We start from the raw sequence: 25714 nt of genomic DNA on the forward strand, positions 1-25714 counted from the left end.
CTTTATCTATCCTTCAATGGACAGAATCTTATTTTTCTTCTTCATGAAGAGCCTTCTCCATAGCTTTCCACGCTAATGTTGCACATTTGATACGAGCTGGAAACTTACATACTCCCTGAAGGGCTTCAATATCACCAAGATCTTCGTCATCTTCAACATCAAGATCCTTGCCCTGCATCATATCAGAAAATGTAGTCGCAAGTTTTAAAGCTTCTTCAACCTGTCTGCCTTTAATTGCATCTGTCATCATTGATGCAGACGACATCGAAATCGAACAGCCTTCCCCTTCAAACTTTGCATCCGTTACGATATCATTTTCTACTTTCATAGTCAGTTGAATCCGATCGCCGCAAGTCGGATTATTCATATTTATCGTTAAACTATCATCTTCAATGACCCCTCTGTTTCGAGGGTTTTTATAATGATCCATTATTACTTGTCTATAGAGGGTATCTAAATTATTAGAAGACATCGCTAAAATACTCCTTTGTTTTCACGAGTCCTTCCACAAGTCTATCGATATCCTCCTCTGAATTATACAGATAAAAGCTTGCCCGAGCAGTGGCAGAAACATCAAGCCATTTCATTAACGGCTGTGCACAGTGATGGCCTGCTCTTACAGCAATGCCTTCTGCATCAAGGACAGTTGCAACATCATGTGGATGAACATCGGAAAGATTAAATGTCACGACCCCGGCACGTTTCTCTGCTTCTTTCGGGCCGTAGATCGAAATTCCTTCAATAGCGGACATTTTCTCAAGCGTGTAAGCTGCCAGCTTATGTTCATGCTCGAGGATATTGTCCAACCCAATCTCCTGCAGAAAATCAATAGCTGCACCTAATCCGATTGCACCTGCAATAATAGGTGTACCGCCTTCAAACTTCCATGGAAGCTCCTTCCATGAAGATTCGTAAAGTCCGACGAAATCAATCATTTCACCGCCAAATTCAATCGGCTCCATATTTTCTAGCAATTTTTTCTTCCCATAAAGAGCACCAATTCCAGTCGGTCCGCACATTTTATGCCCTGAAAGAGCAAGAAAATCACAGTCTAAATCCTGTACATCTATTTTCAAATGCGGTGCCCCCTGCGCTGCGTCAACCACAATAACGGCACCATTTTCATGGGCAATCTTTGCGATTTCCTTAATTGGATTCATGACGCCAAGAACATTTGAAACCATTGTGACAGCAACGATCTTTGTATTCGGTGTAATCGTCGCTCTTACATCATCTATTGATAATGTACCATCTTCCTGAAGCGGAAAATACTTTAATGTTGCACCGGTATTTTTTGCTACCTGCTGCCATGGAATCAAATTACTATGATGCTCCATATAAGTGATGATAATTTCATCGCCTTCTTTAAGATTAGCATTTCCATAGCTGGAAGCAACTAAGTTTAAAGCCGTTGTCGTTCCTCTTGTGTAAACAATCTCTTCAATGGATTTGGCATTAATAAATTTTCTTATCTTTTCACGGGCGCCTTCATAAGCGTCTGTTGCTCTTGTACCAAGTGTATGAACACCGCGGTGTACATTTGAGTTATCTTGACGGTAATAGTTCGTAATCGCATCAATTACCTGAATCGGCTTTTGAGAAGTCGCAGCACTGTCAAGGTATACTAATGGATGCCCATTCACATCTTGATTTAATATAGGAAACAATTGCTTGATTTCTTTGATATTCATTACTGAACTTTCCTTTCGATTACCTCAACAAGTTGTTTTTTAACTCCTTCGATTGGCAATTGATTGACAACAGGTGCTAGGAATCCATGAATAACTAGGCGCTCTGCTTCCTTTTGTGTAATACCGCGGCTCATTAAATAATAAAGCTGTGTTGGATCTACACGACCGACAGAAGCAGCATGTCCTGCCATTACATCATCTTCATCAATAAGCAATATTGGATTTGCATCCCCGCGTGCTTTTTCGCTCAACATCAGGATACGAGACTCTTGCTCTGCATTTGATTTAGAAGCGCCATGTTCGATTTTACCAATACCATTAAAAATCGTTGTCGCACTTTCCTTCAACACACCTCGTTTAAGAATGTTCGCTTCAGTATTACGGCCAAAATGAACAACACTTGTCGTAAAGTTTTGAATCTGCTCCCCGCGGCCGACAACAACCGATTTTGTATCACCGATTGAACCGTCCCCAATTAGATTGGTTACATTTTCAGAAATAGTATTGCCATCATTCATTAAACCTAGTGACCAGCCAATTCTTGCATCCTTTGCAGCAACACCGCGGCGGTTTACATAGGTCGTAACACCCTTTGCCAAATTATCCACTGCACCGTATTGAACATGTGAATTTTGATTCGCAATGACTTCCGTTACAATGTTAAAGACATTATCTTGTGCTTCTACTGTCGAGATGTAATTTTCAACATACGTCACAGAGCTATTATCCTCGGCAACAATTAACACATGGTTAAATACATTTGCCTCTGCATCATCATGTAAGAATACAGCCTGAATCGGCTCTTTTAGTTCCACATTTTTAGGAACATATAAAAAAGCTCCTCCGTTTAACAATGCTGCATGTAATGCAGTTAGTTTATGTTCATCAATCTTTACGGCATCCTTCATGAAATATTTTTGAAGAAGATCACTATGCTCGCGGGCTGCTGTAAAGATGTCCGTAAACACAACACCATTTTCCTGTAATTCTTTTGATAGAGAAATAAGTGTCGGACGGTTATTACGTTGAATATACAATGTTTGATCATTCTCACTTACGTTAATTAATGATTTCACACTGTCAGGTAATTCATCAAAAGAAGTAAAATCTTCACTTTTTATTATATGTTTTTCAAACTGAGTAAAGTTCCATTTGTCAATTTTTGTTTTGTCCGGCTTTGGCATTGGAAGATTCTCAGCCTGCTCAAGGGCATTTACGCGCAGCTCTGTCAACCAGACAGGCTCGCCCATTTCCTTTGAAAAAGAGCTGATATACTCTTTTTCAAAAGTTTTTTTCATTTCTGTTGTCATGATAAAATCCTCCTAACTTACGCTTCTTGACCGACTGTTTCGTCTTCAATTCCTAGCTCTTGTTTAATCCAGTCATAACCTTCTGCTTCTAATCGATGTGCAAGCTCTGGACCGCCTGACTTAACAACACGGCCTTGCATCATTACATGCACATAGTCAGGAGTAATATAGTTTAAAAGACGTTGATAGTGAGTAATAACTAAGCAGCCGAAATCTTCGCCGCGCATTTCGTTGATTCCTTTTGAAACAACCTTTAATGCATCAATGTCAAGTCCTGAGTCAATTTCATCAAGAATAGCAATTCTTGGCTGCAGCATCATTAACTGAAGAATTTCATTACGCTTCTTTTCACCGCCAGAGAAACCTTCATTTAAATAGCGCTGCGCCATATCTGGATCCATATCAAGGAATTCCATTTTGCTGTCCATTTGACGAATAAATTTCATTAATGAAATCTCATTGCCTTCCCCGCGGCGGCTGTTAATTGCTGAACGTAAAAACTCAGCATTTGTCACACCGCTAATTTCACTTGGATACTGCATGGCAAGAAATAGACCTGCACGGGCACGCTCATCCACTTCCATTTCTAGAACATTTTGTCCATCCAGCGTGATGCTTCCTTGTGTCACTTCATATTTTGGGTGTCCCATAATAGCTGAAGATAAAGTTGATTTACCTGTTCCATTTGGTCCCATGATTGCGTGGAATTCTCCACCTTTTATTTCAAGGTTTAAACCCTTTAAAATTTCTTTACCCTCAATAGAGACATGTAAGTCTTTAATGGTTAGTACAGATCCTGCCATAATTTTTATACCCTCCAAAAAAATAATTTATCTTGTCGGTTAGTAACCGGCTTTCTTAATTCTCATTCTATTCTCATTACAATCTTATACTAAATTGTATTTGTTAGCAACATTTATGTAGTATTTACAGGCTTTTCAAACAAAACTATTTAGAAAGTCCGTTTAATCGCTATTGAGAATGGATTTCAGCTATTTTCAATTAGCCTGAAAATAATAATTTATTAAAATATTTTTATTTACGGACTCACATTACACACCACCATGCTAGTATATAAATTTTCGTTTTTTCTTCATCCTATAGTATGCGGCATTAAGTCCGTTTTATTTGGTGTCAGGCACCAAAAAAACCAGCGCACGGGAATTGCACTGGTTTATATATACTTATTATACATGGTCCTGTCTATTTTATAAATGATGTTGCTTTTTGGCAAAATTTTCAACGATTTTTCTGCTAAGACTGTATTCTTGTTCGCGTCGATTTTCTACTTTCATTCTTTCTTGATGCTTTTGGCAATAGACTTCAAATCCAATTCCATGTGCATGATGCATGGCTTTTTCCATTTCATGAGTATAATTCATGTGTAAGCTGCTAATGGTTCTCAATCCCTTCAAAAATCAAATTCGCTCGTCGAATTTGCGCCCGGATTTTTATCGATCTCGCTCGATAAAATACCGTAAAAAATCGCAAGGCTCGCCGGAGGCTTAACTTCATTCAGCCAGGGTTTCACCCCCTACTGTATCAGAGCGCCTTTTACATTCACCCCCGACTTACAGAGTGGAGGACTTCTGCTGAATGAAGTTAAGTAAGTCTGACATAGCATAAGTTGTATTATTTTTATATGCTACCATCCTTGCGTAAAACTCCTCAAATCCGAAAATAAACCATTTTCGGCGTATATTCTTGTTTATTGGTTGTTGATAACGACCATTCGACACTATTCTTAAATTTTCTTTTAATTTCTTCAATTTACATCCCTTCTCAGCAGCAGAATACAACAAAAATATATTTTTTAAAAATGGCTTTGTTAAAGTACTCTGTTGATGAACTAGATTTTGACTCATTCATGTGAAATGAACAATGTTATTTAACAAAAAAAAAACAAAGCCACAGCCCCTTTTTCATTGGGAGCTATGGCTTTGTTTTTATCCTTCTTATTCAGATACTGGTACGACAGCACCTTCATATTGTTCTAAAATAAAATCTTGAATTTCCTTTGAGCGTAATACTTCAACTAATGCTTTGATTTCTTCTTTGCTTTCGTCACCTTTGCGAACAGCAATAATATTTACATATGGTGACTCACTGTCTTCGATTGCAATGGAATCTTCAAGTGGATTTAACCCAGCGTCAATCGCAAAGTTGGAGTTGATTAGAACGATGTCACCTTCATCGTTATTAAAGATTTGCGGTAAAAGCTCAGCCGCATATTCTGTATCAAATTCTAAATTTCTTGGGTTTTCTACGATATCTTCTAATGTAGCAGCTGTTTTATCAATACCATCTTTTAGTGTAATTAAGCCTTCTTTTTCAAGTAATGAAAGAACACGACCATGGTCTGCAACAGAGTTACTGATAATAACTGTGGCATTATCTGGCAAATCCTTTAATGATTTATGTTTCTTTGAATAAATCCCGATTGGCTCGATATGAATACCGCCAGCATTGGCAAAATCATAATTATTATCTTTCATTTGAGTTTCAAAATAAGGAATATGCTGGAAATAGTTTGCATCAAGATCTCCTGCATCTAAAGCTTGGTTTGGAAGGACATAGTCCTGGAATGTCTCAATTTGAAGCTCAATGCCTTTTTCCTCTAAAAGCGGTTTTGCCTGCTCTAAAATCTCAGCATGCGGTACGTTTGATGCACCAATCACAATCTTTTTCTCTTCTTCTTTTGATTCTGCTGCAGAATCATCCTTACTTTCTTCCGTTCCACCGCCGCAAGCAGCCAGTAAAAGAACGAGTGCTAATGAGAATAATGCTGTTAACCATTTTTTCATTTTGACAACCCCTTTACCTTTTATCTATTTTATTTGTTATAATATCTCCAATAAATTGAATGATAAATACAATAACTAGTACCATAATTGTAGCCATCAGTGTCACATCAAAACGTCCGCGCTGGAATCCTTCCAGATAAGCTAGGTTCCCTAGACCTCCTGCACCAATGACACCAGCCATTGCGGTAAAACTTACCAATGAAATGGCTGTTACTGTTATCCCTGAAACAAGGGCTGGCAATGATTCAGGAATCAATACTTTCCATATAATCGTACTTGTTTTCGCTCCCATTGATCTTGCTGCTTCAATGACGCCTTTATCAATTTCTCTTAGTCCAATTTCAACCATACGGGCATAAAATGGGGCTGACCCGATAATTAAGGCCGGTAATGCCGCATTTTCACCAATCATTGTTCCAAATATGAGTTTGGTAAATGGAATCAAAAGAACGATTAAGATAATAAACGGTATGGACCGGAATATATTGACTATGGCGCTGATTACTTTATTAATTGCATAATTCTGCCACAGATTTCCCTTTGCTGTTAAAAATAATAATAATCCTAGAATAATACCAAGAATAAAGGTAGCAAGAGTGGAAATTCCAGTCATATATAAGGTTTCATTCGTTGCTTCCCACATTTTATCCCATTTAACATTCGGGAACCATTGATTAAGCATTCGAAATCACCTCCAAACCGACTTGCTGTGTATTAATGAAGTCAATGGCTTTTATAATTTCACTTTCTTCTCCATCTAAGTGGATAAACAGTGTCCCATAAGCCCCATTTTGTGTTTGGGATATTTTCCCTTGTAAAATATTAATTGTAATGTCAAAATTCCGGATTAAATCTGTAATCAGAGGCCTCTCAGCACCTTCACCAATAAAAGTGAGCTGAACCACCCTTCCAGAGCGGTACTCTGTAAGCAAATGATTAATTGTTTCCTTTGTTTCCTCAGGTTCCGTCACCTGTTGAACAAATCGTTTTGTAATCGGCTGCTGCGGATTTTTAAACACTTCTAATACTGAGCCCATTTCGACAATTTTACCTGCTTCCATTACAGCAACACGGTGGCAGATTTTACGAATAACATGCATTTCGTGCGTAATTAGAACAATCGTTAATCCAAGTCTTTTGTTAATATCAACTAACAGATCTAAAATCTGATCGGTTGTTTGCGGGTCTAATGCTGATGTCGCTTCATCACATAATAATACCTTTGGGTTATTCGCGAGAGCTCTTGCAATTCCAACACGCTGCTTTTGACCTCCGCTCAGCTGTGATGGGTACGAATCTTCTCTTCCTTGAAGACCGACAAGCTGAATAAGCTCGTCTACCCGCTGCATTCGCTTTTGTTTAGGCACTCCAGCGATTTCAAGTGGAAAGGCTATATTTTCTCTTACTGTTCTAGACCAAAGTAAGTTAAAGTGCTGGAAAATCATGCTGATTTCCTGGCGTGCTTTTCTTAATTTTGTTCCTTTTATATGAGAAACTTGGTTTTGGGCTACTGTTACAGAGCCTTCGGACGGGAGCTCGAGTCCATTTAGCATTCTAATCAGAGTACTTTTTCCTGCACCGCTATAGCCAATAACACCAAATATCTCTCCTTCTTGTATCTCAAGATTAACATCCGTTACAGCTGTTACTTTTCCTTGCTTTGTGGAGAAAATCTTTTTTACATTTTTGATTGAAATCATCATGATTTCACCCCTTTACTATCCATAGAATAACCATTTAGCCTTAACAGGAATGGAGTTAATATAATGATTTTATACAAATAAATGCCTTTCTGCATGTGAGCAGAAAGGCATTAGGCTGCACTGCCTTTCTCTCATCTATCAAAGCTTACCGCTTTGTGTGAATTGGCACCATGTCAATTTATATTGACGGTTGCCGGGCTTCATCGGGCACATCCCTCCACCTCTCTTGATAAGAGCAAATATCTATATTTAATTACATTCATGTCAAGCTATTTTACTTTAAGGTTCTCTTATAGTTACGAAAAATATCGTATCATGGATAGAATAGAGTGTCAATTGAAAAAATTATATTTTACAATAATAATAAATTGCTATTTTTTACTAAAAAAACTATTTTATATAGATTCACCTGCATAAAAACACTATTTAAATATAACCAATATCACTTATAGGGAAGACTCTCCAGTTGCTTTATTAATAGCCTGCTCTAAATCCTCGATTAAATCCTCTACGTTTTCAATTCCAACTGATAAACGGATTAAATCTTCTGAAACGCCGGCAGCCACTAACCCTTCTGCATCAAGCTGCTGGTGAGTGGTACTTGCAGGGTGGATAATAAGGCTCTTCGCATCCCCAACATTGGCCACATGAGCAAAAATTTCAATATTATTAATTAGCTTCGCCCCAGCTTCTCTGCCGCCTTTAATACCAAAAATAATGATAGAGCCGGCGCCTTTTGGTAAATATTTTTCCACAAGTGCTTTATCAGGGCTGTTGTCACTGCCAGGATAAATAACCCAGCTAACTGCAGGATGTTTTTCTAAATATTGAGCGACCTTCACCGCATTTGCGACATGTTCCTTCATTCTCACATGAAGTGTTTCAAGACCTAAAACAAATTGAAATGCATTCTGCGGACTTAGTGCAGGTCCCATATCACGAAGCAGCTGCACACGTGCCTTTGTAATATAAGCGGCAGCACCCACTGCTTGTGCATATACAAGACCATGGTAGCTCTCATCAGGCTCAGTAAAGCCAGGGAACTTCGGTGAGTTCCAATCGAATTTACCAGCATCAACAATGATTCCTCCTGTAGTTGTTCCATTCCCTAATAGCCATTTTGTTGCAGAATGTACAACAATATCAGCACCAAATTCAATTGGACGACACAGATATGGTGTGGCAAATGTGTTATCAATAATAAGCGGAACACCTGCTTCATGAGCAATTCCAGCCACTTTTTCAATATCAAGAACTTTTAGACTTGGATTACCGATTGTTTCAGCAAAGACAGCCTTTGTTTTCTCTGTAATCGCTGAGCGGAAATTTTCTGGATCATCTGGATTGACAAAGGTAACGTTGATGCCATACTTTGGCAGAGTTACTGCGAACAAATTATATGTACCGCCGTAAAGATTAGAGGCTGCGACGATTTCATCTCCAGCTTCAGCAATGTTTAAAATAGCAAGAGTAATGGCAGCCATTCCGCTGGAAACGGCAAGAGCACCAATTCCGCCCTCTAACAAAGCAACTCTTTCTTCAAATACGGTTACAGTCGGGTTATGAATACGAGTATAAATATAGCCAGGCTCTGCTAAAGCAAATAAATTTGCCGCATGCTCTGTATTTTTAAATTGATAAGCATTATTTTGATAAATAGGTACTGCTCTTGCCCCTGTTGTTGGATCTGGCTGAAGTCCTCCATGGACACTTAATGTCTCTAAACGATACTTCTTTTCATTACCTGACATCTTTATCTCTCCTTTTATATAAATACTATTTGAAGAAACAAAAAAAGCCTTCTTTTCACAGGAAGAAGGGTTTTCGACATCTCTTCTTATCTGTCAGAGTCTGTACTCTGCTGGATTTAGCACCGTGATTCACCGGTTGCTGGGCTTCATCGGGCCAGTCCCTCCACCGCTCTTGATAAGAGGCTATTTAATTCTTAGTAAAATATTACCATGTTTTTTAATTATTCGTCAAATTATTTATCATGTCTTGCAGGTGAAATTCGCATTCGTTATATCTGGTTTTGCGAGAAAAAAAAGCGACTCTAGGAGCAAAAGCTCACGTAAAGTACATGTAGTGGCAGCTGTCCTTTCTTTCACAGCCTCCCTCAGCTTTCTTTCACCTGTTAGAATAGACTGCAATACATCATTCTGTGCCTCTATCCATTTTACTAATGAAGGCGGATTCCCTTCTTCGTATAGAAAAATAAGGCCATTCTCAATTTTCACAGTATGAACATTCTGTTCCGTTTTGACTGAAAAAGAAAAAAGGACTCCCTTCAAAAGCAGACGAACCGCTTGCTTACGGTTCACTTCGTCAAGCCAAGCTTTTATCAAATCGACCATTCTGAACCACCCACCCAGCTTATGTGAATTTTATGTATATATTCATTCATTTAGCCAGGGATTCCTGCCAGCATCGCATCCTACTTTTCTGCTTATTATTTCAAAAAACAACATGACCGCAGAAATCGTTTTCTTATTTCCTGAGAAATATGTCGATGCCATTCAGAAGATGACAAATCCTAAAAAAAAAAGAGGGAAAGCAGCGTTCTCTAAAACCAGCTTCCCTCTTTTTTTCAAAGCTTTGTTTCTTAACATGGTTGATTTTTGACTCATCTAAAGCTGTATGGTTATGAAATGTCCATTTCTCACGGATGAGTCAAAAATCTAACTTATCAATATTATTCGTTAATATAGTCTGTTTCAAAAGATTAAAAAAACGTTTTAATTCTCTCAACTAAGTAAGGTACTGACTGAAAAGCGTATAGTTTATCTGCTATGCTGCCTTTATCAAGAAAAACAAGACATGGTACGCTTTCAATCTCCCATTTAACGGCCAGCTGGGGCATATAATTTACATTGATTTTACCTATCGTTATGTCGGGTAGAATTTCTTCTGTTACGGCCAGCATTTTCCCCGCTACCTGACACGTACCGCAAAGAGGTGTATACAGGTAGACTAATCCTGAGCCTTGCTGATGCATAAAAGTTTCGAGTTTCTCTGTACTCCATTCTAACATGATATTAACCTCTGTCTAAGTATTGAGTGTGCACCTCGATATTAGCAGCTATTAATACGGCTGCCAGATGAAATTCAGGTGCACTTGCTACTTCCCGATACATTTTATCAATATATAAATGCTCTGCACGTGGAAATTCTCGCTTTAACTGTTTTCGAAGCTTCTCACCGGCGGAATCTGCATCCACTAGTACATAGACATCCTTATCATATAAAATATCTATCCATTCATCTAGAAGCGATGCACTTATCGTTCCATTCGTACAGATGATTTCAATCGGTTCTTTGACAATTGTCTTCACTTTTCTTCTATCCGAAGTGCCTTCAACAATTATCACTTTATCATGAGCTAAAATTCTCATTTCCCCCTTTGAGAAAAGCGCAAGTGCCTCTTCAACCTTGAGGTCGCCATAGAACAAGCTGACATGAAAGGTTTTACTCACCTTTTTTGACCGATTGGCTTATGACCCAAGAGGGGCTTGCTGCTTGCGCTAAACTGCTTATCAAAGTTAAAAATTTATACTTTATCTATAAATACAGAAAGCGCCCATTAGGCGCAATCTGCTGAATTTTAGTCTTGTTTTGTCATTTCTTCATACTGCTCCGCAGTCATCAAATTGTCAATTTCTGACATATCCGTCGGCGCAATCACAACCATCCATGCCTTTTCATAAGGGGACTCATTCACAAATTGCGGGTCATCAGCCAAACCTTCATTTACTTCGACAACCTTCCCGCTGATCGGAGCATATAATTCTGAAACAGTTTTCACAGATTCAACACTGCCAAACGGCTCATTAATTGTTAATTCATCCCCGACTTCAGGAAGCTCAACGAACACAATATCTCCAAGTTCATGCTGCGCAAACTCTGTAATCCCGACACGAACCTTATCTCCCTCAACTTTAACCCACTCATGTTCCTCGGAGTAACGTAATTCTTTTGGTGCATTCATTCTTATCCCTCCAGATCTAATGATTTACGACAATTTAACGACCTGCAGTACGGATTCTCTTTAATCCTTAACCCCATGTCTCAGAAAATTGTTCTTCCTTAAAACCAACAGTTACTTTTTCAGAGTCTGTGGCAATCGGGCGTTTGATTAACATACCATCCGATGCTAATAAATCAAGGAGTTCTTCTTCAGAGGCTTCCTTTATACGGTCCTTCATACCTAATTCACGATATTTTTGACCACTTGTATTAAAGAATTTTTTAATGTCCAATCCGCTTTTTTTGACCATTTCTTCTAATTCTTCCCGTGAAGGCGGATGATCAACAATATGTATTTCCTCATACTTAATGTCGTGGTCATCAAACCACTTTTTAGCTTTTCTGCATGTACCGCATTTAGGGTACCAATAAAACGAAAGTGCCAAATCATCACCTCTTATCTAGCTTGTCCAAATCCCAGCATACTTTTTCATTTCATTTGTTTGAAAGGTCACAATAGACCTTATAATTTTATTCTACTTTTCCTTACAATATCCTCTAAAAAAATAAAATTTATTCAAATATAATATCAAATTCGCTCGTCGAATTTGCATCCGGATTTTAATCACGCCTCAAAACACCACATCCGTATGTCTAGCCTGACCAGGACATCCTGTCCGTCGTCGAGCTCGCTCGATAAATTTCTTTTAAAAAATCGCAAGACTCGCCGGAGGCTTAACTTCATTCAGCCGGGATTTGAACCCCCACTGAATCGGAGAGCTGTTTGCATTCATCCCTTAACTTTAGAAGTGAAGGACTTCTGTACCTGCCGCAAGCTTTCGGTACAAAAAAACATTTGCTGAGTGAAGTTAAATACAGGTAAACAATCAGCGGGAACTATCCCGCTGATTGAAATCTCTTTATAAAGTATACCGTTCTACATCAATAATTTTAATAGCTGCTTCTCTTTTTTTGGCAATAATATTGACAGGAGTATGACGAGTGAATTTGCGAAGAGCAGATAGCATCATTCGCAGTGTATCACCTTGTTCAAGTGCAATCAGCGTTTCCTTTGCATCCTGTTCTATTTTCTGAAATGCTTCCTGGCAGAATATTTCTGTGTACAGAAGCTTTTGACTGTTTTTATCGGCTCCAGATTTTGCAATGGCTTTTTCTGTCCGCAACACAGCCGATTCTATGGCAAACGTATGGATTAGGATATCAGCAATGTTCACTAGAATTTCTTGCTCTGTTTCTAATGCCTCCCCGTATTTTTGTACCGCTAACCCTAATGCTAAAAGACCAATTTTTTTCGCATTAGCTACTAAATATTTTTCCTTTGCTAGCGGCTCATCCCCTGGTTCTTCCGGCATAAACAGCATTAATTCTCCCTGCAAGTTTTGCGCTTTTTGCAGAAGCGGAAGTTCGCCTTTAACAGCCTTACGTAAAAAGGTCCCAGGAATCAACAAGCGATTGATTTCATTTGTTCCTTCAAAAATTCGATTGATTCTGGAATCACGATAAATTCTCTCAATCTCATACTCTTGCATATACCCATACCCGCCGTGAAGCTGAACACCTTCATCAGCCATATAATCAAGCATCTCAGAGGAGAATACTTTGTTTATGGAGCATTCAATCGCATATTCGGCGATGGATTTTGCCACTTCTCTACCATCATTAACTTCCTCTGGGGACAGTCTGCTCATTTGATCCTCAAACAGTCCGACAGTACGGTAAACAGAACTTTCGGCAGCATACAATTTGGCAGCCATTGTAGCCAATTTTTCCTTTGTTAAATGAAACCCTGAAAGTAATTGTTTAAATTGCTGACGCTGGTTTGTATACTGAACGGTCACTTCAAATGCCCGTTTCGCTGCACCTACTGCTCCAACCCCAAGCTTATAACGGCCGATATTAAGAATGTTAAATGCAATTAAATGACCTTTTCCAAATTCACCGAGAAGATTTTCTTTCGGAACTAGAGCATCCTGAAAAATTAATGTACGAGTAGAGGAACCCTTGATTCCCATCTTTTTTTCTTCTGATCCTGTTGAAACTCCCGGATATTCTTTTTCCACGATAAAGGCAGAGAAATGCTGTCCGTCTATTTTAGCGTAAACAATAAATATGTCAGCAAAGCCCGAGTTTGTAATCCATTGCTTCTCACCGTTTAATACATAATGTGTCCCTTCCGGATTCAGCTTGGCAGTCGTCTTAGCACCAAGTGCGTCAGAACCAGATCCTGGCTCTGTCAGTGCATAAGCAGCAATTTTCTCACCTGTTGCTAAATAGGGCAGGTATTTTTGCTTTTGCTTTTCATTGCCGAACAACACAATTGGCAAGGTTCCAATCCCGACATGAGCCCCGTGAGTAATCGAAAAAGCTCCGGCCCGTGCCAATTTTTCAGCAATCAGCGCTGAGCTTACCTTATCCAGTCCAAGACCGCCATATTCCTCGGGTATATCTGCAGCCAGTAGTCCAAGCTCTCCTGCCTCTTCTAACAGCTTCACGGAACGATCAAATTCATGATTCTCAATATGCTCTACGTGCGGAAGAACCTGATTGATAACAAATTCCTCAGTCGTTTTCGCAATTAATTTATGCTCATCGCTGTAATCTTCAGGTGTAAAAACCTGTTCACAGGAAACATCCTCAATTAAAAAACTTCCGCCTTTTGGAACTGAGTTTGTTTTGTTAGGCATGCTCATTTCTCCTCTCCTTACATCAGCTCAAACACTCCAGCAGCCCCCATCCCTCCGCCGATACACATCGTAACAATGCCAAACTGTACTTGCCTGCGCTTCATTTCATGCAATAACGTCAATGTCAATTTTGTGCCTGTACAGCCAAGCGGGTGCCCAAGTGCAATCGCACCGCCGTTCACATTCACTTTTTCTTCATCTAAACCTAGCTCACGGATAACCTGAAGCGACTGAGAAGCAAACGCTTCATTTAATTCAAATAATCCAATATCCGTGATCTCTAGACCCGCCAACTTCAACGCTTTCGGAACAGCAGCAACAGGACCAATCCCCATAATTTCCGGCGGAACTCCGCCCACGGCAAAGGACCTCAGCTTTGCTATAGGCTGCAGTCCTAATGATTTGGCCTTTTCATGGTTCATAATCATCACAGCAGCAGCCCCGTCACTCATTTGCGAAGAATTCCCTGCTGTTACAGTTCCATTAATCGAAAAGGAAGGCCTTAGTTTCGCTAGAGCAGCTAGATTGGTATCCGGTCGAACCCCTTCATCTTCACGAAATGTTAGGATGGTTTCCTTCAGCTTATGGTCGTGCCCAATGGATCGAACAGGTACCTCTACAGGAACAATCTCATCTATAAATTTTCCTTCTAAAATGGCCTTGGCGGCTTTTTGATGACTGCGAACAGCAAACCCATCCTGGTCTTCTCTTGAAATACCGAACTTCTTTGCCACTTCCTCAGCTGTATGTCCCATGCTCATATAATATTGCGGGGCCTCTTCCGCCAGTTTTATATTAGGCCGAACGACATGACCCATCATCGGCACAAGACTCATGGACTCCGCTCCACCAGCAATAATTGTATCAGCAGCCCCAATCATAATCCTTTCTGCACCATACGCAATCGACTGCAGACCTGATGAGCAGTAGCGGTTGATGGTAATGGCAGGAACCGTATGAGGCAGTCCTGCCAATGCTCCAATATTTCGCGCCATATTCATTCCCTGCTCGGCCTCAGGCATCGCACAGCCGATGATTAAATCATCAATGTTTCCCTCATAATCTCCGGCCCGTTTTAACGTTTCTTTGACAGCAAGCGCACCTAAATCATCTGGCCGAACACTCGAGAGAGTTCCTTTCTTCGCTTTGCCAACCGGGGTTCGAGCACCGGCTACGATTACCGCTTCCTTCATTTCTATCACTCCTCTCCTTTATCCTAATTACCGCTCTCTCCCTATTAATTTCGAAGCGGCTTACCTTTTAGAAGCATATGCTGCATTCGTTCTTGAGATTTTCGTTCCGCCACAAGGCTCAAGAATGCCTCTTTTTCCAGTCCAAGCAAATATTCTTCGTCTACTTTTGTTCCATATGGGACTCTTCCTCCTGCAATTACATAGGCGAGCTTTTGGGCTATTTTCAAATCATAATCCGAGATGTATCCGGATGATTTCATTGCTCGTGCTCCAAGCAAAAGGGTTGCATATCCAGTTTCACCGACAACTGGAATTTTTTGTTTAAGCGGCGGCTTATAGCCTTTTTCATAAAGAGCCAGCACCGCCTGCTTAGCATCGTATAAAAGAAAATCATCATTCACACTAATTCCGTCATCCCTGTTTAAAAAGCGGCTTTCTCCTGCCTCTGCGCCTGAAGATGAGACCTTAGCAAGTGCAATCGTTTCAAATACCTGATTAGCAATCTTTTGTAAATCAACTTCAACCCCTTCTGGAATGGAGTTTAGATGATTCAGATATAACTCTTTATTTCCTCCTCCTCCTGGAATAAGACCAACACCCGTTTCAACGAGCCCGATATAGGTTTCCATTGAGGCCTGAATATGGGCAGCCGGCAAACAAACCTCCGCTCCTCCGCCAAGAGTCATGGCAAATGGTGCTGCAACGACAGGCTTTGAACTGTATTTGATTTTCATCATCGCCTGTTGGAAGGAGGATACAATCCAATCGAGTTCAAATATGGAATCGTCCTGTGCTTCCATTAAAATCATGGCTAAATTGGCTCCGACGCAAAAGTTCTTCCCCTGATTGCCAATCACTAGCCCTTTATAATGCCTTTCTACTTCATCAATCGCAAAATTGATCATTTGTATAATATCCGGACCAATAGCGTTATTCTGCGAGTGGAATTCCAGCAGCGCCACACCGTCTCCTATATCAAGCAGACTCGCACCGCTGTTTTTTTTGATTACACCCTTTTGCTGCTTAATTTTTGCGAGGTTCAGTATTTTAGGATTTTCTTCTATAGGATGATATTCACCGTTATGATAGTAATACCGCTCGCCATTTTCTTCTTTATAAAAGGACGCACAGCCGTTTTGGAGCATTTCTTTCACAAATTTCGGTACGCTGACATGGTCTGCTTCAAGCTTTTGAATCGATTCTGCAATGCCGATATTGTCCCAAAGTTCAAATGGACCGTGACTCCATCCAAATCCCCATTTCATCGCTTGATCAATAGAAACAATATTATCGGCAATATCACCAAGCTTTTCTGCTGAATAAAGCAGAACAGGGGTCAAAATATTCCATAAGAGCTTCCCGGCACGATCTTCACTATAGAGGAGTGTTTTCATTTTTTTTGCCAGATTCTTTTCCTGTTTGCTTTGTTCAATAGCCTTTGTTGTTAATTTTTTCCGCGGAATATATTCTAATGTCGAAGGATCTAATTCAAGGATTTCCTTTCCTTTTTTCAAGAAGAAGCCCTGCTGTGATTTGCTGCCTAACCAGCCATTTCCCAGCATGCTTTTCATAAAATCAGGGATTTCAAATACTTCTTGTTCCTTTCCCTCCGTTTGCCGATACACATTATTTGCTACATGGGCAAACGTATCAAGGCCAACGACATCAAGGGTTCGGAATGTCGCACTCTTAGGCCGGCCAATTAGGGGACCTGTAACAGAATCCACTTCTCCGACACTAAACCCTCCCTTTAGCATCTCCTTCACCGTCACAAGCAGGCCATATGTTCCGATGCGGTTGGCAATAAAGTTAGGTGTATCCTTTGCGATTACCACACCTTTTCCGAGCTTTTCCTCCCCGAAATGTTTCATAAAGCTAATTACATGCGAAGCTGTATCCTCCGTTGGAATCACTTCGAGCAGCTTCAAGTAACGGGGCGGATTGAAAAAGTGTGTGCCGAGGAAATGTTTCTTGAAATCATCAGAGCGTCCTTTAGCCATAGCTTCGACTGAAATTCCGGATGTATTAGAACTTACAATACTTCCTGGTCTCCGATATTGATCCACTTTGGCAAAAAGCTGCTTTTTAACTTCTAAGTTCTCGACGACCACCTCTATAATCCAATCCATCTCTCCAAGCCGCGGCATGTCATCCTCTAGGTTGCCAGCTTCAAGAAGTGAAAGGTTTTTTATTGAAGTTAACGGAGCAGGCTTTTGCTTTAAAAGCTTCTGGAGCGATTGTTCACTTATCCGGTTGCGAACCTGTTTATCCTCAAGTGTTAAGCCTTTCGCTTTTTCACTTTCTGTTAATTGGGAAGGAACAATATCGAGCAGCAGTGTCGGAATCCCAATATTGGCCAGGTGGGCTGCAATTCCTGAGCCCATTACACCTGATCCAAGGACTGCCGCTTTACCTATCGATTGAATCATGTTAAAGCCCTCCTTTTTAGGATGAATGGAGCTATTTTTCATGAGGGTGGGAAGTCTTAGTAAAGATTTGTTTTACTTATAAAATATATTGAAATTTCAAACAATCATTCCGAAAAATTTTGAAAAAATGCCCTGTAAGGAATTTTGCAAAACGGGTTAAGCTAAATCATGGAGGTGAATCCCATGGTAAAAAGAGTGAAGAATCCGTCTAGAGCAGCTGTTAGTGCAGCAAGTGTCAAAGGAAATGCTGGACCGGGCGGAGAGAACACTGACCGCGATAAAGTAAACAGTCAAAATAATCAATTTAAGAGGTAGTCATCCGCTAAGAAAAGGAGGATTGGACCATGCAGCAACAATCAAATATGAATACACAAAATCAAGGGGTTCTGTATCAGGAACCGCCGGCAGTCATTTCTACAAAAGACACGATGTATTTAACCGACATGCTTTCCTGGAATTTACTAGCGATGAAAAAGGCTCATTTCTTTGCACAGCAATGTCATGACCCTGAAATTGTGTCCGCGCTAGAAAGCTGCGGTCAAATGCACCAGCGTCATTACGAGAGAATTCTTTCCCATCTGAACGTACAAAATCAAACGCAACAACAATCAAATAACGGGATGATGTAGTCCATTTTTCGGAGGTGACAAACGTGAATCAGAATCAAAATCAAAGCGGTCAAAATCAAACAATCAGCAACCCAAAAACAACCCAATTACAAAAAACGCCGCAAATGAATGACCGTGACTTTTTGAATGATTGTTTAGCAACAGAAAAATATATAACCAATGCATACAGCATCGCTTTAAATGAAGCCAGCCATGAAGCGTTATACCAGGATCTTTTATCCATTTATACAGAAGCGCAGAATGAACAGCGTCAGCTTTATAATCTCATGTTCAAAAAAGGCTGGTACAAGCTTGAGCAAGAAGATCAACAAAAGCTCCAGCAAAAACACCAGCAATTCTATAATTACACTACCACCCAATTCCCATATGGCGGTGGACAGCTTCAATAATGGCAAAAGCCGCTTTGACCAAGTCAAAGCGGCTTTTTTTAATCACTTGTTGAAAACATATATTTTTTATAATGGTAACGAATAGAGAAAATCAGTCCAAGAGCAAGCATATTTCCCATTAAAGAACTGCCCCCATAGCTGATAAACGATAGTGGAATCCCTGTAATCGGCAGTAATCCGATAGTCATCCCAATATTTTGGAACACGTGGAATGTAATCATACTAATCACACCCACACAAATATAGGAATAAAAATGATTCTTTGTTTCCATACCGACCTTGGTAATATGATAAATCAGTAAAAAGAATAAGCTGACCAAAACGCTTGCTCCAATAAATCCAAACTCTTCCCCGACAACACTAAAGATAAAATCAGTATGGCTTTCCGGCAGATAGACCTCCCTTGTACCAAAGCCTTTTCCTGATGTTTCACCTGACCCAATCGCAAGCAGCGAGCGGGTTAATTGAAAGCCTGTTGAACTTTGGTAATTATATGGATCAATCCACGAATAGATTCGTCCAAACTGATATTCCTTTACCCCTAGATATTTTTCCAAAATCTCAGGCTGCCAAAGTACAAAATAGAAAATAACCGTGATTAAGGCAGCAGCACTGCTAAAAATGGTTACAAGAATTTTCCATGATATGCCGGAAATAAACAGCATACCGAGAAAAATAGATATAAGTACGAGTGATGTTCCTAAATCAGGCTGCTGCATGACCAATAACAGCGGCAGCATGGTGACTAATCCCAGTTTCAACAAGAGCCATAAATCTGTCTGAATGGTCTTTATGAGAAATTTTTGATGATGTTCAACAATTACACGGGCCAGAGCCAGAATGAGGAACACCTTGAAAAATTCAGATGGCTGCAAGGAGCCCATTCCTGGGACCTTATACCAGCTCTTTGCGCCATTGATAACAGGTGCAATGCTTTCGGGCGCCACAATTAGAAAGGCTAATAGAAAGATTCCAAAGCCATAAGCATACCAGGACAGCTTCTTGAGCTGGTCGGAGTCCAATGTGATAACAGCAGCAATAATACCCGTTCCGACAATATACCAGACGATTTGTTTTAATAAGAAGTTTTCACCGTATTGACCTGTTTTTTGAGCGCTGTAAATGGAAATACAGCTAGCCAAAAATAATAGTAATAATATAAGTACCAGACCGAAGTCCAATCTTGATGTCGATTGTTTATTTGTCATGCTCATTCACCTTCTATAAGGTTCTGTTTCAACAAAACCGTCCATCCATTATCATTTACAATTCTTCATTATATTTGTTTATTCGACAAACTTCAACAAATTCAAGTGAATTGGATACTATTACATAACAACATATTTCGTAATCCTTGGTGAATATTTTATGAAAATAATATGTATAATTAACGAAAATAAACAAAACTAAACAAAACATAATAAAACTAATTGTCTTCAAATAAATCCATATGATAAAATTCTTTTGCATATGTTTAAGATATACTGTTTGTTTTACTTTTTGACTATGTTAACGAACAATGTTGATAAGTCAGATTTTTCACGCCTTTCAGCATAGCTGAAAGGTTGCTGTATGGTTAGGAAGTGACAGGAGAAGATTCATTTTCTCCTGTCACTTCCTAACCATACAGCCTTAGATGAGTCAAAAATCAACATTGTTAATAAACAAAGCCTATTTTTCAATACTAGAAAGGAGATACCTATGGATGAAATATATACTCCTGATGAAGTGGCCAAGCTGTTTAAAATATCAAAACATACGGTCTATGAATTGATCAAACGCGGGGAGCTTCGTGCCTTTAAGGTTGGCAATAAAATGCGGATTGAGCAGAATGAAGTGAATCGATATAAACAGCAGATGGAAACAACCCCAGCCTCAAGACCATCCGCAGCCCATTCCATTCGTCTTGCCGGAAGTCATGATTTTCTTATTGAACATTTAGTGAAATACGCAGCACGCCAAACAGAAGGTCTCTCAATCCAACCTACATATGTCGGCAGTCTCGAAGGGCTGATGATGCTATATCGAAATAACTGTGACGCTGCAGCCATTCACTTATTAGACCCTTCTTCAAAAGAGTATAACATTCCTTTTATCAAACAGCTCTTTGTCCACGAACCGCTTACTGTGATGCGGTTTGCTTCAAGAGAGCAGGGATTGATTGTAGCAAAAGGAAATCCTAAAAATATTAATAGCCTTCATGATCTTACAAGGGAAGACGTCGTCTTTGTGAATCGGCAAAAAGGGTCTGGTACCCGCTATCTAATTGATTATTTCCTTGCCGAAGAAGGAATTAATCCACAAGCGATTAATGGCTATAAGAATGAGGAATGGACCCATTTCGCAACAGCAGCACTTGTTAATGGAGGAAAAGCAGACACAACGTTTGGTATTCAATCAGCAACAGAAAATCTGCAATTAGATTTTATTCCAATCGTGAAGGAACCATTTGATCTTGTTTTTCGCTGGACAAAGCAAAATAAACCGGCACTGAAGCAATTAATTGATATGCTTACCCACACAGCTTTCAAAGATAGTATAGGAAATAAAGCAGGCTATGATGTATCTGAGTCTGGAACAATTATTTATGAGCATAAATAAACTAAGGAGACAATAAACGATGAAAAGATTCAATAAATTATTGGCAGCAAGTCTCTTAGCGTTGTTATTGTTGGTTTTAGGGGCTTGCGGAAATAATGATGAAGCAGCAGAACCAGCTGAAAACAGCGATAATCAAACAGAAGAAGCTACAGAAACGAAAGAAAAGGTTGAAACAAAGGACCTGATACTGGCAACAACCACCAGTACACAGGACACAGGTTTATTGGACGAACTGATTATCCCTATGTTTGAAGAGCAAAATCCAAGCTTAAATGTAAAAACCATTGCTGTCGGTACAGGCCAAGCATTAGAAATGGGGACTAAAGGTGAGGCAGACGTATTACTTGTACATGCGCCTGTTTCCGAGGAAGAGCTTGTTAAAAGTGGTGACGCGGTAAATCGCCAGCTTGTGATGCACAATGATTTTATCATTGTCGGTCCTAAAGATGATTCTGCAGGTGTTAAAGGGTTACCTATTATAGAAGCTTTTGATAAAATTATCGCTAAGCATGCTGTATTTGTTTCAAGAGGTGACGATTCCGGTACACATAAAAAAGAATTAGCAATTTGGAAAAGTATGAGCGTAGAACCTTCAAATCATTCATCCTATCTCCAATCTGGACAAGGTATGGGCGCCACTTTACAAATTGCCAATGAAAAGAACGGCTATACACTAACAGACAGAGGAACATGGTTAGCACAGGAAAAGAATTTAACAAACCTTCAAATTGTGGTTGAAGGTGATGAGGATTTAAAAAATATTTATCACGTGATGCAGGTAAACCCAGAAAAGCATGATAAAGTAAACAACGAAGGCGCAGAGAAGTTTGTTGAGTTTATGATTAATGAAGAAACGCAAAAAGCAATCGGAGAATTTGGCAAGGATAAATATGCTCAGGCCCTATTCTTCCCAGATGCTAAATAATAGAGATATAATAATGAGGATGGCGGTAAGTCTTTGATGCTTACCGCCACTTATTTATGAAAGAATGAAAGAGCAGGAAGTTGGTTGGTTGCATGGATCTAATTATTGAAGGTTTATTAAAAGCATTCGAATTGATTACATCTGGAGACAAGGGCATTTTTGAGATTACCTTTCTCACCCTCCGCGTATCTTTTACAGCCATTTTGATTAGCACAATGATTGGAGTACCGATTGGAATTATATTAGGACTGGCCCGGTTTAAAGGAAGAAAACTAATTCTAGCCTTTATCAATATTGGTATGGGGCTTCCTCCTGTTATTGCCGGTTTAACGATTACGATGCTGCTTTGGCGTTCAGGTCCTTTTGGAGACTACGCCCTATTATATACTCCAACAGCCATTATTATGGCGCAAATCCTTGTTTCCCTTCCAATTGTGACGGGGTTAACAAGCTCCTCTTTTCAGCAAATCAATGAAAAAATGCTTCTTCAGATAAAAGCGCTTGGAGCAACAAAACTACAAACCTTATTTATCTTATTAAAAGAGATGAAGATTGCGTTACTAGCTGCCATTATGGCCGGCTTTGGCCGTGTGATTGCAGAGGTTGGCGCCGCTATGATGGTAGGAGGAAATATATTAGGTGAGACAAGGATTTTAACGACCTCTATTATGATGGAAGTTTCAAAAGGCAACTTTAATGTGGCCATCGCCCTATCCTTTATTTTAATGACGTTAGCCTTTATCATTACATTCAGTCTCACCGCGCTGCAGCAAAGGAGACGTGTAGAATGACGGAAATATTAAGAGCAAATAATCTAGAATTTGAGGTACTAGGCCGAAAGATTCTATCAATACAGGAGATGGCACTCGAAAAAGGACAGGTATACGGAATCATGGGTCCGAACGGGGCAGGAAAAAGCACTTTGCTTAAGCTGCTTTCTTTTTTGGATTCACCTACGAGCGGAAACCTTTTCTTCCACGAAGAAAAGGTTTCCGCTAAAACAATTACTCTTGAGCAGCGAAGAAAGATTGCCGTTGCCCTCCAGCAATCGCTGCTCCTTGATACAACGGTCTTTCAAAATATTGCGGTTGGTTTAAAAATTAGAAAACTGCCGCGAAAAGAGATTAAGGAAAAGGTCAATGAATGGCTGAAAAAATTCAACATTACCCATTTAGCTGATAAGCATGTTTACAAGCTGTCTGGAGGAGAAGCCCAGCGGGTCAATTTAGCCAGAGCGATGATTCTTGAGCCTGAACTTCTTTGCCTAGATGAACCGTTTTCAGCACTTGATTTCCCAACTAAGATAAGGCTGATAGACGATTTCAAGTCCATCCTAGCCTCAGCAGGGACCACCGTCTTATTTGTCAGCCATGATCTGCTTGAGGTGAAATCATTAACCGACGAATTATTTATTTTGATGGATGGCAAGCTCATGCAACAAGGTCCAACAGAGCATATTATTGAAAACCCTAATGAATGTACTCGCTCCTTCATCAACGAATGGAAGAGTTACCTAACTATATAAAAAAGAAGCCGTATGGAAATCATACGGCTTTAAAAAAATATAGGAGGTTTGGGTTTAACGGTAAGGACAAACTTAAGTTGTCCTTTACTATTACATATGAAGCTTGTTCGCCTTTTGTACAGGCATTTCACCATTTGTAAGAAAAAAAGGCTTTTCCTGAAAAAATGATGAATGAGCTTGTATAATTCTGTTTGGAAAAGCCAAACTAATAATAAGTGTAAACCCCCCTTTTTAACCTCCTATATTTAGGAGGTTTTTTTGCTATCCTCCATATTCCCAGCAGATGAGTTTTACCGTTAATACCCATTTAATTGCGTCAGCTCCGGCAGCCATCTTTTCATATAAATATCAGCAATTCTATTTAACAGCCAGACTGGCATTTTCTTTGGAAGTAGCCCTTTATTATAGTATTGATAAAAGGTCTTCTTTAAATCTGCCCATTGATGACAATCTTTCTTTTGTCCGAAACGGGCTACATCAATCAGTTTAATTTCATCTTTACTCGTTAACAGGATATTTCGCAAGTGAATATCAGAAGGGTTTAACCCTCTTTGTTTTGCCAGCAGCAAGGCGTGATCCACAGCTTGAATATGGTGCGGATAGATGATTTTTCCGTTAGTTAAGCAATCAAAGAAAGTAGCTCCGCTAAGATAATCAATTACGATATAATTTTCTCCTGCATCATACAAGGAGGGATAGTAATCCACCCCCTGCAGAATCCGGTAAATTCTTGCTTCTTCCTTCGCTATTGCAGTAAAAGGAGGAAAAAAAACTTTTATGACTTTTTCCGTTGATTTTATTTTAAACACATAGGCACTTCTGCCAGCACCAGCAAACTCCAAATCCTTATGCTTTTCTTTAAGTACGGTTTTAGAGCCTCTCCTTGAAAACGTAACACTGCGAGCAAGTTCGCTATAAGATTTCAAGTGGTACTCCTTCCCTTTTCCATAGTTGTAAAATTAAATTATGCATTCACCTTATTCGCATTATCAGAAGCTGTTTCAGATTCCGTTTCCGTTTCGTGATTCTTTGATAAGAACCAGCCTGCAACTGCAATTCCGATTAATACGATGTAAAAAGTCGCCTTCCATGCTGTCGAATGGGAAAAGCCTTCTGAGACTATTGCTACAGCCGGATGAGATAAGGTTTGAACAAGAAGCTTTACTCCAACCCAGCCCACAATCACAAAGGCTGCAATTTCTAAACCAGGTTTTTTTGCTAACAATTTGACAAACATATTGGCAGCAAATCGCATGATAACAAGCCCAATGAAACCACCGGCAAAGATGACAATAAAGTGTCCGGCATGCATTCCGCCGATTTCTCCCAAATTAGGAATAATAGGGAGAGTAACTGCAAGCGCAACAGCTGCTAAAATCGAATCAATCGCAAAAGCAATATCCGCCACTTCTACTTTTAATACAGTCATCCAAAAACCGCTTTTCTTAGCAGGTTTTTCCTTTTTCTCTTCTTCCTCTGGTTTCTTTTTAAGAAAATGTTTAATAATGTGGTTCAACGACATGAAGATTAAATACGCCGCACCAAGTGCCTGCACCTGCCAAATATCAACAAGTAATGAGATAACGAACAATGATCCTAAACGGAACACAAACGCTCCGGCTAATCCATAAAACAAGGCTTTCCTGCGTTGTTCCTCTGGTAAATGCTTCACCATAATCGCAAGCACTAACGCATTATCAGTTGCCAGCAATCCCTCTAATACAATTAAAACCAACAAAACCCATCCATACTCAAACAATAATGAAAATTCCATATTTTACCCCCTCAAAAATGTTCTAAAAAGCTTCGACTGATTGGCTGCGTTTAATGGACGTTTTCATTTTCAA

Annotated in this window: 27 protein-coding genes and 2 riboswitches; of the genes, 7 read left to right on the plus strand and 20 right to left on the minus strand. The window is 39.7% G+C overall.

Annotated features, from left to right (window positions below; all coding sequences use genetic code 11):
- Positions 1 to 28 precede the first annotated feature (28 nt).
- The 17 genes from sufU to F4V44_RS19035 all read right to left on the minus strand — a co-directional run bounded on the left by sufU (position 29) and on the right by F4V44_RS19035 (position 17798).
- Complete coding sequence (gene sufU, locus F4V44_RS18960; RefSeq protein WP_150441590.1) at positions 29 to 472, minus strand: Fe-S cluster assembly sulfur transfer protein SufU; 444 nt, start codon at positions 470 to 472, stop codon at positions 29 to 31.
- Positions 462 to 1691 (minus strand): cysteine desulfurase, encoded by a 1230-nt coding sequence (locus tag F4V44_RS18965; RefSeq protein ID WP_150441591.1) that lies wholly within the window; start codon positions 1689 to 1691, stop codon positions 462 to 464. The genes sufU and F4V44_RS18965 overlap by 11 nt, the downstream gene beginning before the upstream one ends.
- Entirely contained in the window at positions 1691 to 3001 is a 1311-nt protein-coding gene (sufD, locus tag F4V44_RS18970) for a Fe-S cluster assembly protein SufD (RefSeq protein WP_150441592.1), read from the minus strand. The genes F4V44_RS18965 and sufD overlap by 1 nt, the downstream gene beginning before the upstream one ends.
- Positions 3002 to 3018: 17 nt before the next feature.
- Positions 3019 to 3804: a Fe-S cluster assembly ATPase SufC gene (gene sufC, locus F4V44_RS18975; protein WP_150441593.1), complete on the minus strand. Its 786-nt coding sequence runs from the start codon at positions 3802 to 3804 to the stop codon at positions 3019 to 3021.
- Positions 3805 to 4209: 405 nt separating this feature from the next.
- On the minus strand, positions 4210 to 4383 hold the full coding sequence (locus F4V44_RS27515; protein ID WP_191090772.1) for a hypothetical protein: 174 nt from the start codon (positions 4381 to 4383) through the stop codon (positions 4210 to 4212).
- A gap of 573 nt (positions 4384 to 4956) precedes the next feature.
- A complete protein-coding gene (locus F4V44_RS18980) occupies positions 4957 to 5805 on the minus strand; it encodes a MetQ/NlpA family ABC transporter substrate-binding protein (protein WP_150441594.1) in 849 nt (282 codons plus the stop codon).
- A 13-nt stretch (positions 5806 to 5818) separates the two neighbouring features.
- Positions 5819 to 6487, minus strand: coding sequence for a methionine ABC transporter permease (locus F4V44_RS18985; RefSeq protein WP_150441595.1), 669 nt, complete (start codon positions 6485 to 6487; stop codon positions 5819 to 5821).
- Entirely contained in the window at positions 6480 to 7505 is a 1026-nt protein-coding gene (locus F4V44_RS18990) for a methionine ABC transporter ATP-binding protein (protein ID WP_150441622.1), read from the minus strand. Before F4V44_RS18990 ends, F4V44_RS18985 begins: the two co-directional genes overlap by 8 nt.
- A 131-nt stretch (positions 7506 to 7636) precedes the next feature.
- Positions 7637 to 7744, minus strand: a riboswitch (SAM riboswitch).
- Positions 7745 to 7954: 210 nt separating this feature from the next.
- Entirely contained in the window at positions 7955 to 9259 is a 1305-nt protein-coding gene (locus F4V44_RS18995; protein ID WP_150441596.1) for an O-acetylhomoserine aminocarboxypropyltransferase/cysteine synthase family protein, read from the minus strand.
- Between the two features lie 83 nt (positions 9260 to 9342).
- A riboswitch (SAM riboswitch) is annotated at positions 9343 to 9441 on the minus strand.
- Between the two features lie 58 nt (positions 9442 to 9499).
- Positions 9500 to 9862 carry a hypothetical protein gene (locus tag F4V44_RS19000; protein WP_150441597.1) on the minus strand — a complete coding sequence of 121 codons (363 nt, stop codon included), beginning with the start codon at positions 9860 to 9862 and terminating at the stop codon, positions 9500 to 9502.
- A 368-nt stretch (positions 9863 to 10230) separates the two neighbouring features.
- Positions 10231 to 10539, minus strand: a complete 309-nt coding sequence (locus F4V44_RS19005) for a thioredoxin family protein (RefSeq protein WP_150441598.1) — start codon at positions 10537 to 10539, stop codon at positions 10231 to 10233.
- A 4-nt stretch (positions 10540 to 10543) separates the two neighbouring features.
- Positions 10544 to 10900, minus strand: a complete 357-nt coding sequence (locus F4V44_RS19010; RefSeq protein ID WP_150441599.1) for a toprim domain-containing protein — start codon at positions 10898 to 10900, stop codon at positions 10544 to 10546.
- A 209-nt stretch (positions 10901 to 11109) separates the two neighbouring features.
- Positions 11110 to 11493, minus strand: a complete 384-nt coding sequence (gene gcvH / locus F4V44_RS19015) for a glycine cleavage system protein GcvH (RefSeq protein WP_150441600.1) — start codon at positions 11491 to 11493, stop codon at positions 11110 to 11112.
- A 67-nt stretch (positions 11494 to 11560) separates the two neighbouring features.
- Positions 11561 to 11917 (minus strand): arsenate reductase family protein, encoded by a 357-nt coding sequence (locus F4V44_RS19020; protein WP_150441601.1) that lies wholly within the window; start codon positions 11915 to 11917, stop codon positions 11561 to 11563.
- Between the two features lie 474 nt (positions 11918 to 12391).
- Positions 12392 to 14176 (minus strand): acyl-CoA dehydrogenase family protein, encoded by a 1785-nt coding sequence (locus F4V44_RS19025; protein ID WP_150441602.1) that lies wholly within the window; start codon positions 14174 to 14176, stop codon positions 12392 to 12394.
- 17 nt (positions 14177 to 14193) lie between these two features.
- On the minus strand, positions 14194 to 15369 hold the full coding sequence (locus F4V44_RS19030; protein WP_150441603.1) for an acetyl-CoA C-acetyltransferase: 1176 nt from the start codon (positions 15367 to 15369) through the stop codon (positions 14194 to 14196).
- Positions 15370 to 15413: 44 nt separating this feature from the next.
- Entirely contained in the window at positions 15414 to 17798 is a 2385-nt protein-coding gene (locus F4V44_RS19035; RefSeq protein ID WP_150441604.1) for a 3-hydroxyacyl-CoA dehydrogenase/enoyl-CoA hydratase family protein, read from the minus strand.
- 183 nt (positions 17799 to 17981) lie between these two features.
- Here F4V44_RS19035 and F4V44_RS19040 point away from each other — a divergent pair, with 183 nt between their 5' ends.
- The 3 genes from F4V44_RS19040 to F4V44_RS19050 are packed head-to-tail and all read left to right on the plus strand — an operon-like array spanning position 17982 to position 18816.
- Positions 17982 to 18113 carry a YuzL family protein gene (locus F4V44_RS19040; protein WP_150441605.1) on the plus strand — a complete coding sequence of 44 codons (132 nt, stop codon included), beginning with the start codon at positions 17982 to 17984 and terminating at the stop codon, positions 18111 to 18113.
- Between the two features lie 29 nt (positions 18114 to 18142).
- The gene (locus tag F4V44_RS19045; RefSeq protein WP_150441606.1) at positions 18143 to 18427 is read left to right on the plus strand and encodes a hypothetical protein; all 285 of its coding nucleotides are present in this window, start codon (positions 18143 to 18145) and stop codon (positions 18425 to 18427) included.
- 23 nt (positions 18428 to 18450) lie between these two features.
- A complete protein-coding gene (locus F4V44_RS19050; RefSeq protein WP_396897506.1) occupies positions 18451 to 18816 on the plus strand; it encodes a spore coat protein in 366 nt (121 codons plus the stop codon).
- A gap of 38 nt (positions 18817 to 18854) precedes the next feature.
- On the opposite strand, the gene F4V44_RS19055 is transcribed toward F4V44_RS19050, so the two are convergent.
- Positions 18855 to 20024 (minus strand): FtsW/RodA/SpoVE family cell cycle protein, encoded by a 1170-nt coding sequence (locus F4V44_RS19055; RefSeq protein WP_191090773.1) that lies wholly within the window; start codon positions 20022 to 20024, stop codon positions 18855 to 18857.
- 493 nt (positions 20025 to 20517) lie between these two features.
- Here F4V44_RS19055 and F4V44_RS19060 point away from each other — a divergent pair, with 493 nt between their 5' ends.
- From F4V44_RS19060 to F4V44_RS19075, 4 genes are all read left to right on the plus strand, one after another.
- Positions 20518 to 21417, plus strand: coding sequence for a helix-turn-helix transcriptional regulator (locus F4V44_RS19060; protein WP_150441608.1), 900 nt, complete (start codon positions 20518 to 20520; stop codon positions 21415 to 21417).
- 19 nt (positions 21418 to 21436) lie between these two features.
- Positions 21437 to 22342, plus strand: coding sequence for a substrate-binding domain-containing protein (locus tag F4V44_RS19065; RefSeq protein ID WP_150441609.1), 906 nt, complete (start codon positions 21437 to 21439; stop codon positions 22340 to 22342).
- 92 nt (positions 22343 to 22434) lie between these two features.
- Positions 22435 to 23133, plus strand: a complete 699-nt coding sequence (locus F4V44_RS19070) for an ABC transporter permease (protein WP_150441610.1) — start codon at positions 22435 to 22437, stop codon at positions 23131 to 23133.
- Positions 23130 to 23867 carry an energy-coupling factor ABC transporter ATP-binding protein gene (locus F4V44_RS19075; RefSeq protein ID WP_150441611.1) on the plus strand — a complete coding sequence of 246 codons (738 nt, stop codon included), beginning with the start codon at positions 23130 to 23132 and terminating at the stop codon, positions 23865 to 23867. Before F4V44_RS19070 ends, F4V44_RS19075 begins: the two co-directional genes overlap by 4 nt.
- Before the next feature lie 296 nt (positions 23868 to 24163).
- Here the strand turns inward: F4V44_RS19075 and F4V44_RS19080 are convergent, their stop codons facing one another.
- Complete coding sequence (locus F4V44_RS19080; RefSeq protein ID WP_150441612.1) at positions 24164 to 24793, minus strand: protein kinase family protein; 630 nt, start codon at positions 24791 to 24793, stop codon at positions 24164 to 24166.
- Positions 24794 to 24831: 38 nt separating this feature from the next.
- A complete protein-coding gene (locus F4V44_RS19085; protein WP_150441613.1) occupies positions 24832 to 25641 on the minus strand; it encodes a TerC family protein in 810 nt (269 codons plus the stop codon).
- Positions 25642 to 25714 lie beyond the last annotated feature (73 nt).

The organism is Niallia endozanthoxylica, from assembly GCF_008710145.1.
Taxonomy (GTDB): domain Bacteria; phylum Bacillota; class Bacilli; order Bacillales; family Cytobacillaceae; genus Bacillus_BD; species Bacillus_BD endozanthoxylica.

Coding starts and splice junctions, on each gene's coding strand:
- sufD (WP_150441592.1), bottom strand. CDS start 3,001: ATGACAACAGAAATGAAAAAAACTTTTGAAAAAGAGTATATCAGCTCT.
- F4V44_RS19045 (WP_150441606.1), top strand. CDS start 18,143: ATGCAGCAACAATCAAATATGAATACACAAAATCAAGGGGTTCTGTAT.
- F4V44_RS19085 (WP_150441613.1), bottom strand. CDS start 25,641: ATGGAATTTTCATTATTGTTTGAGTATGGATGGGTTTTGTTGGTTTTA.
- F4V44_RS19005 (WP_150441598.1), bottom strand. CDS start 10,539: ATGTTAGAATGGAGTACAGAGAAACTCGAAACTTTTATGCATCAGCAA.
- F4V44_RS18990 (WP_150441622.1), bottom strand. CDS start 7,505: ATGATTTCAATCAAAAATGTAAAAAAGATTTTCTCCACAAAGCAAGGA.
- F4V44_RS27515 (WP_191090772.1), bottom strand. CDS start 4,383: ATGAATTATACTCATGAAATGGAAAAAGCCATGCATCATGCACATGGA.
- F4V44_RS19040 (WP_150441605.1), top strand. CDS start 17,982: ATGGTAAAAAGAGTGAAGAATCCGTCTAGAGCAGCTGTTAGTGCAGCA.
- sufU (WP_150441590.1), bottom strand. CDS start 472: ATGTCTTCTAATAATTTAGATACCCTCTATAGACAAGTAATAATGGAT.
- F4V44_RS19070 (WP_150441610.1), top strand. CDS start 22,435: ATGGATCTAATTATTGAAGGTTTATTAAAAGCATTCGAATTGATTACA.
- F4V44_RS19010 (WP_150441599.1), bottom strand. CDS start 10,900: ATGAGAATTTTAGCTCATGATAAAGTGATAATTGTTGAAGGCACTTCG.
- F4V44_RS18995 (WP_150441596.1), bottom strand. CDS start 9,259: ATGTCAGGTAATGAAAAGAAGTATCGTTTAGAGACATTAAGTGTCCAT.
- sufC (WP_150441593.1), bottom strand. CDS start 3,804: ATGGCAGGATCTGTACTAACCATTAAAGACTTACATGTCTCTATTGAG.
- F4V44_RS19030 (WP_150441603.1), bottom strand. CDS start 15,369: ATGAAGGAAGCGGTAATCGTAGCCGGTGCTCGAACCCCGGTTGGCAAA.
- F4V44_RS19075 (WP_150441611.1), top strand. CDS start 23,130: ATGACGGAAATATTAAGAGCAAATAATCTAGAATTTGAGGTACTAGGC.
- F4V44_RS18980 (WP_150441594.1), bottom strand. CDS start 5,805: ATGAAAAAATGGTTAACAGCATTATTCTCATTAGCACTCGTTCTTTTA.
- F4V44_RS18965 (WP_150441591.1), bottom strand. CDS start 1,691: ATGAATATCAAAGAAATCAAGCAATTGTTTCCTATATTAAATCAAGAT.
- F4V44_RS18985 (WP_150441595.1), bottom strand. CDS start 6,487: ATGCTTAATCAATGGTTCCCGAATGTTAAATGGGATAAAATGTGGGAA.
- F4V44_RS19025 (WP_150441602.1), bottom strand. CDS start 14,176: ATGCCTAACAAAACAAACTCAGTTCCAAAAGGCGGAAGTTTTTTAATT.
- F4V44_RS19055 (WP_191090773.1), bottom strand. CDS start 20,024: ATGACAAATAAACAATCGACATCAAGATTGGACTTCGGTCTGGTACTT.
- F4V44_RS19060 (WP_150441608.1), top strand. CDS start 20,518: ATGGATGAAATATATACTCCTGATGAAGTGGCCAAGCTGTTTAAAATA.
- F4V44_RS19000 (WP_150441597.1), bottom strand. CDS start 9,862: ATGGTCGATTTGATAAAAGCTTGGCTTGACGAAGTGAACCGTAAGCAA.
- F4V44_RS19035 (WP_150441604.1), bottom strand. CDS start 17,798: ATGATTCAATCGATAGGTAAAGCGGCAGTCCTTGGATCAGGTGTAATG.
- F4V44_RS19065 (WP_150441609.1), top strand. CDS start 21,437: ATGAAAAGATTCAATAAATTATTGGCAGCAAGTCTCTTAGCGTTGTTA.
- gcvH (WP_150441600.1), bottom strand. CDS start 11,493: ATGAATGCACCAAAAGAATTACGTTACTCCGAGGAACATGAGTGGGTT.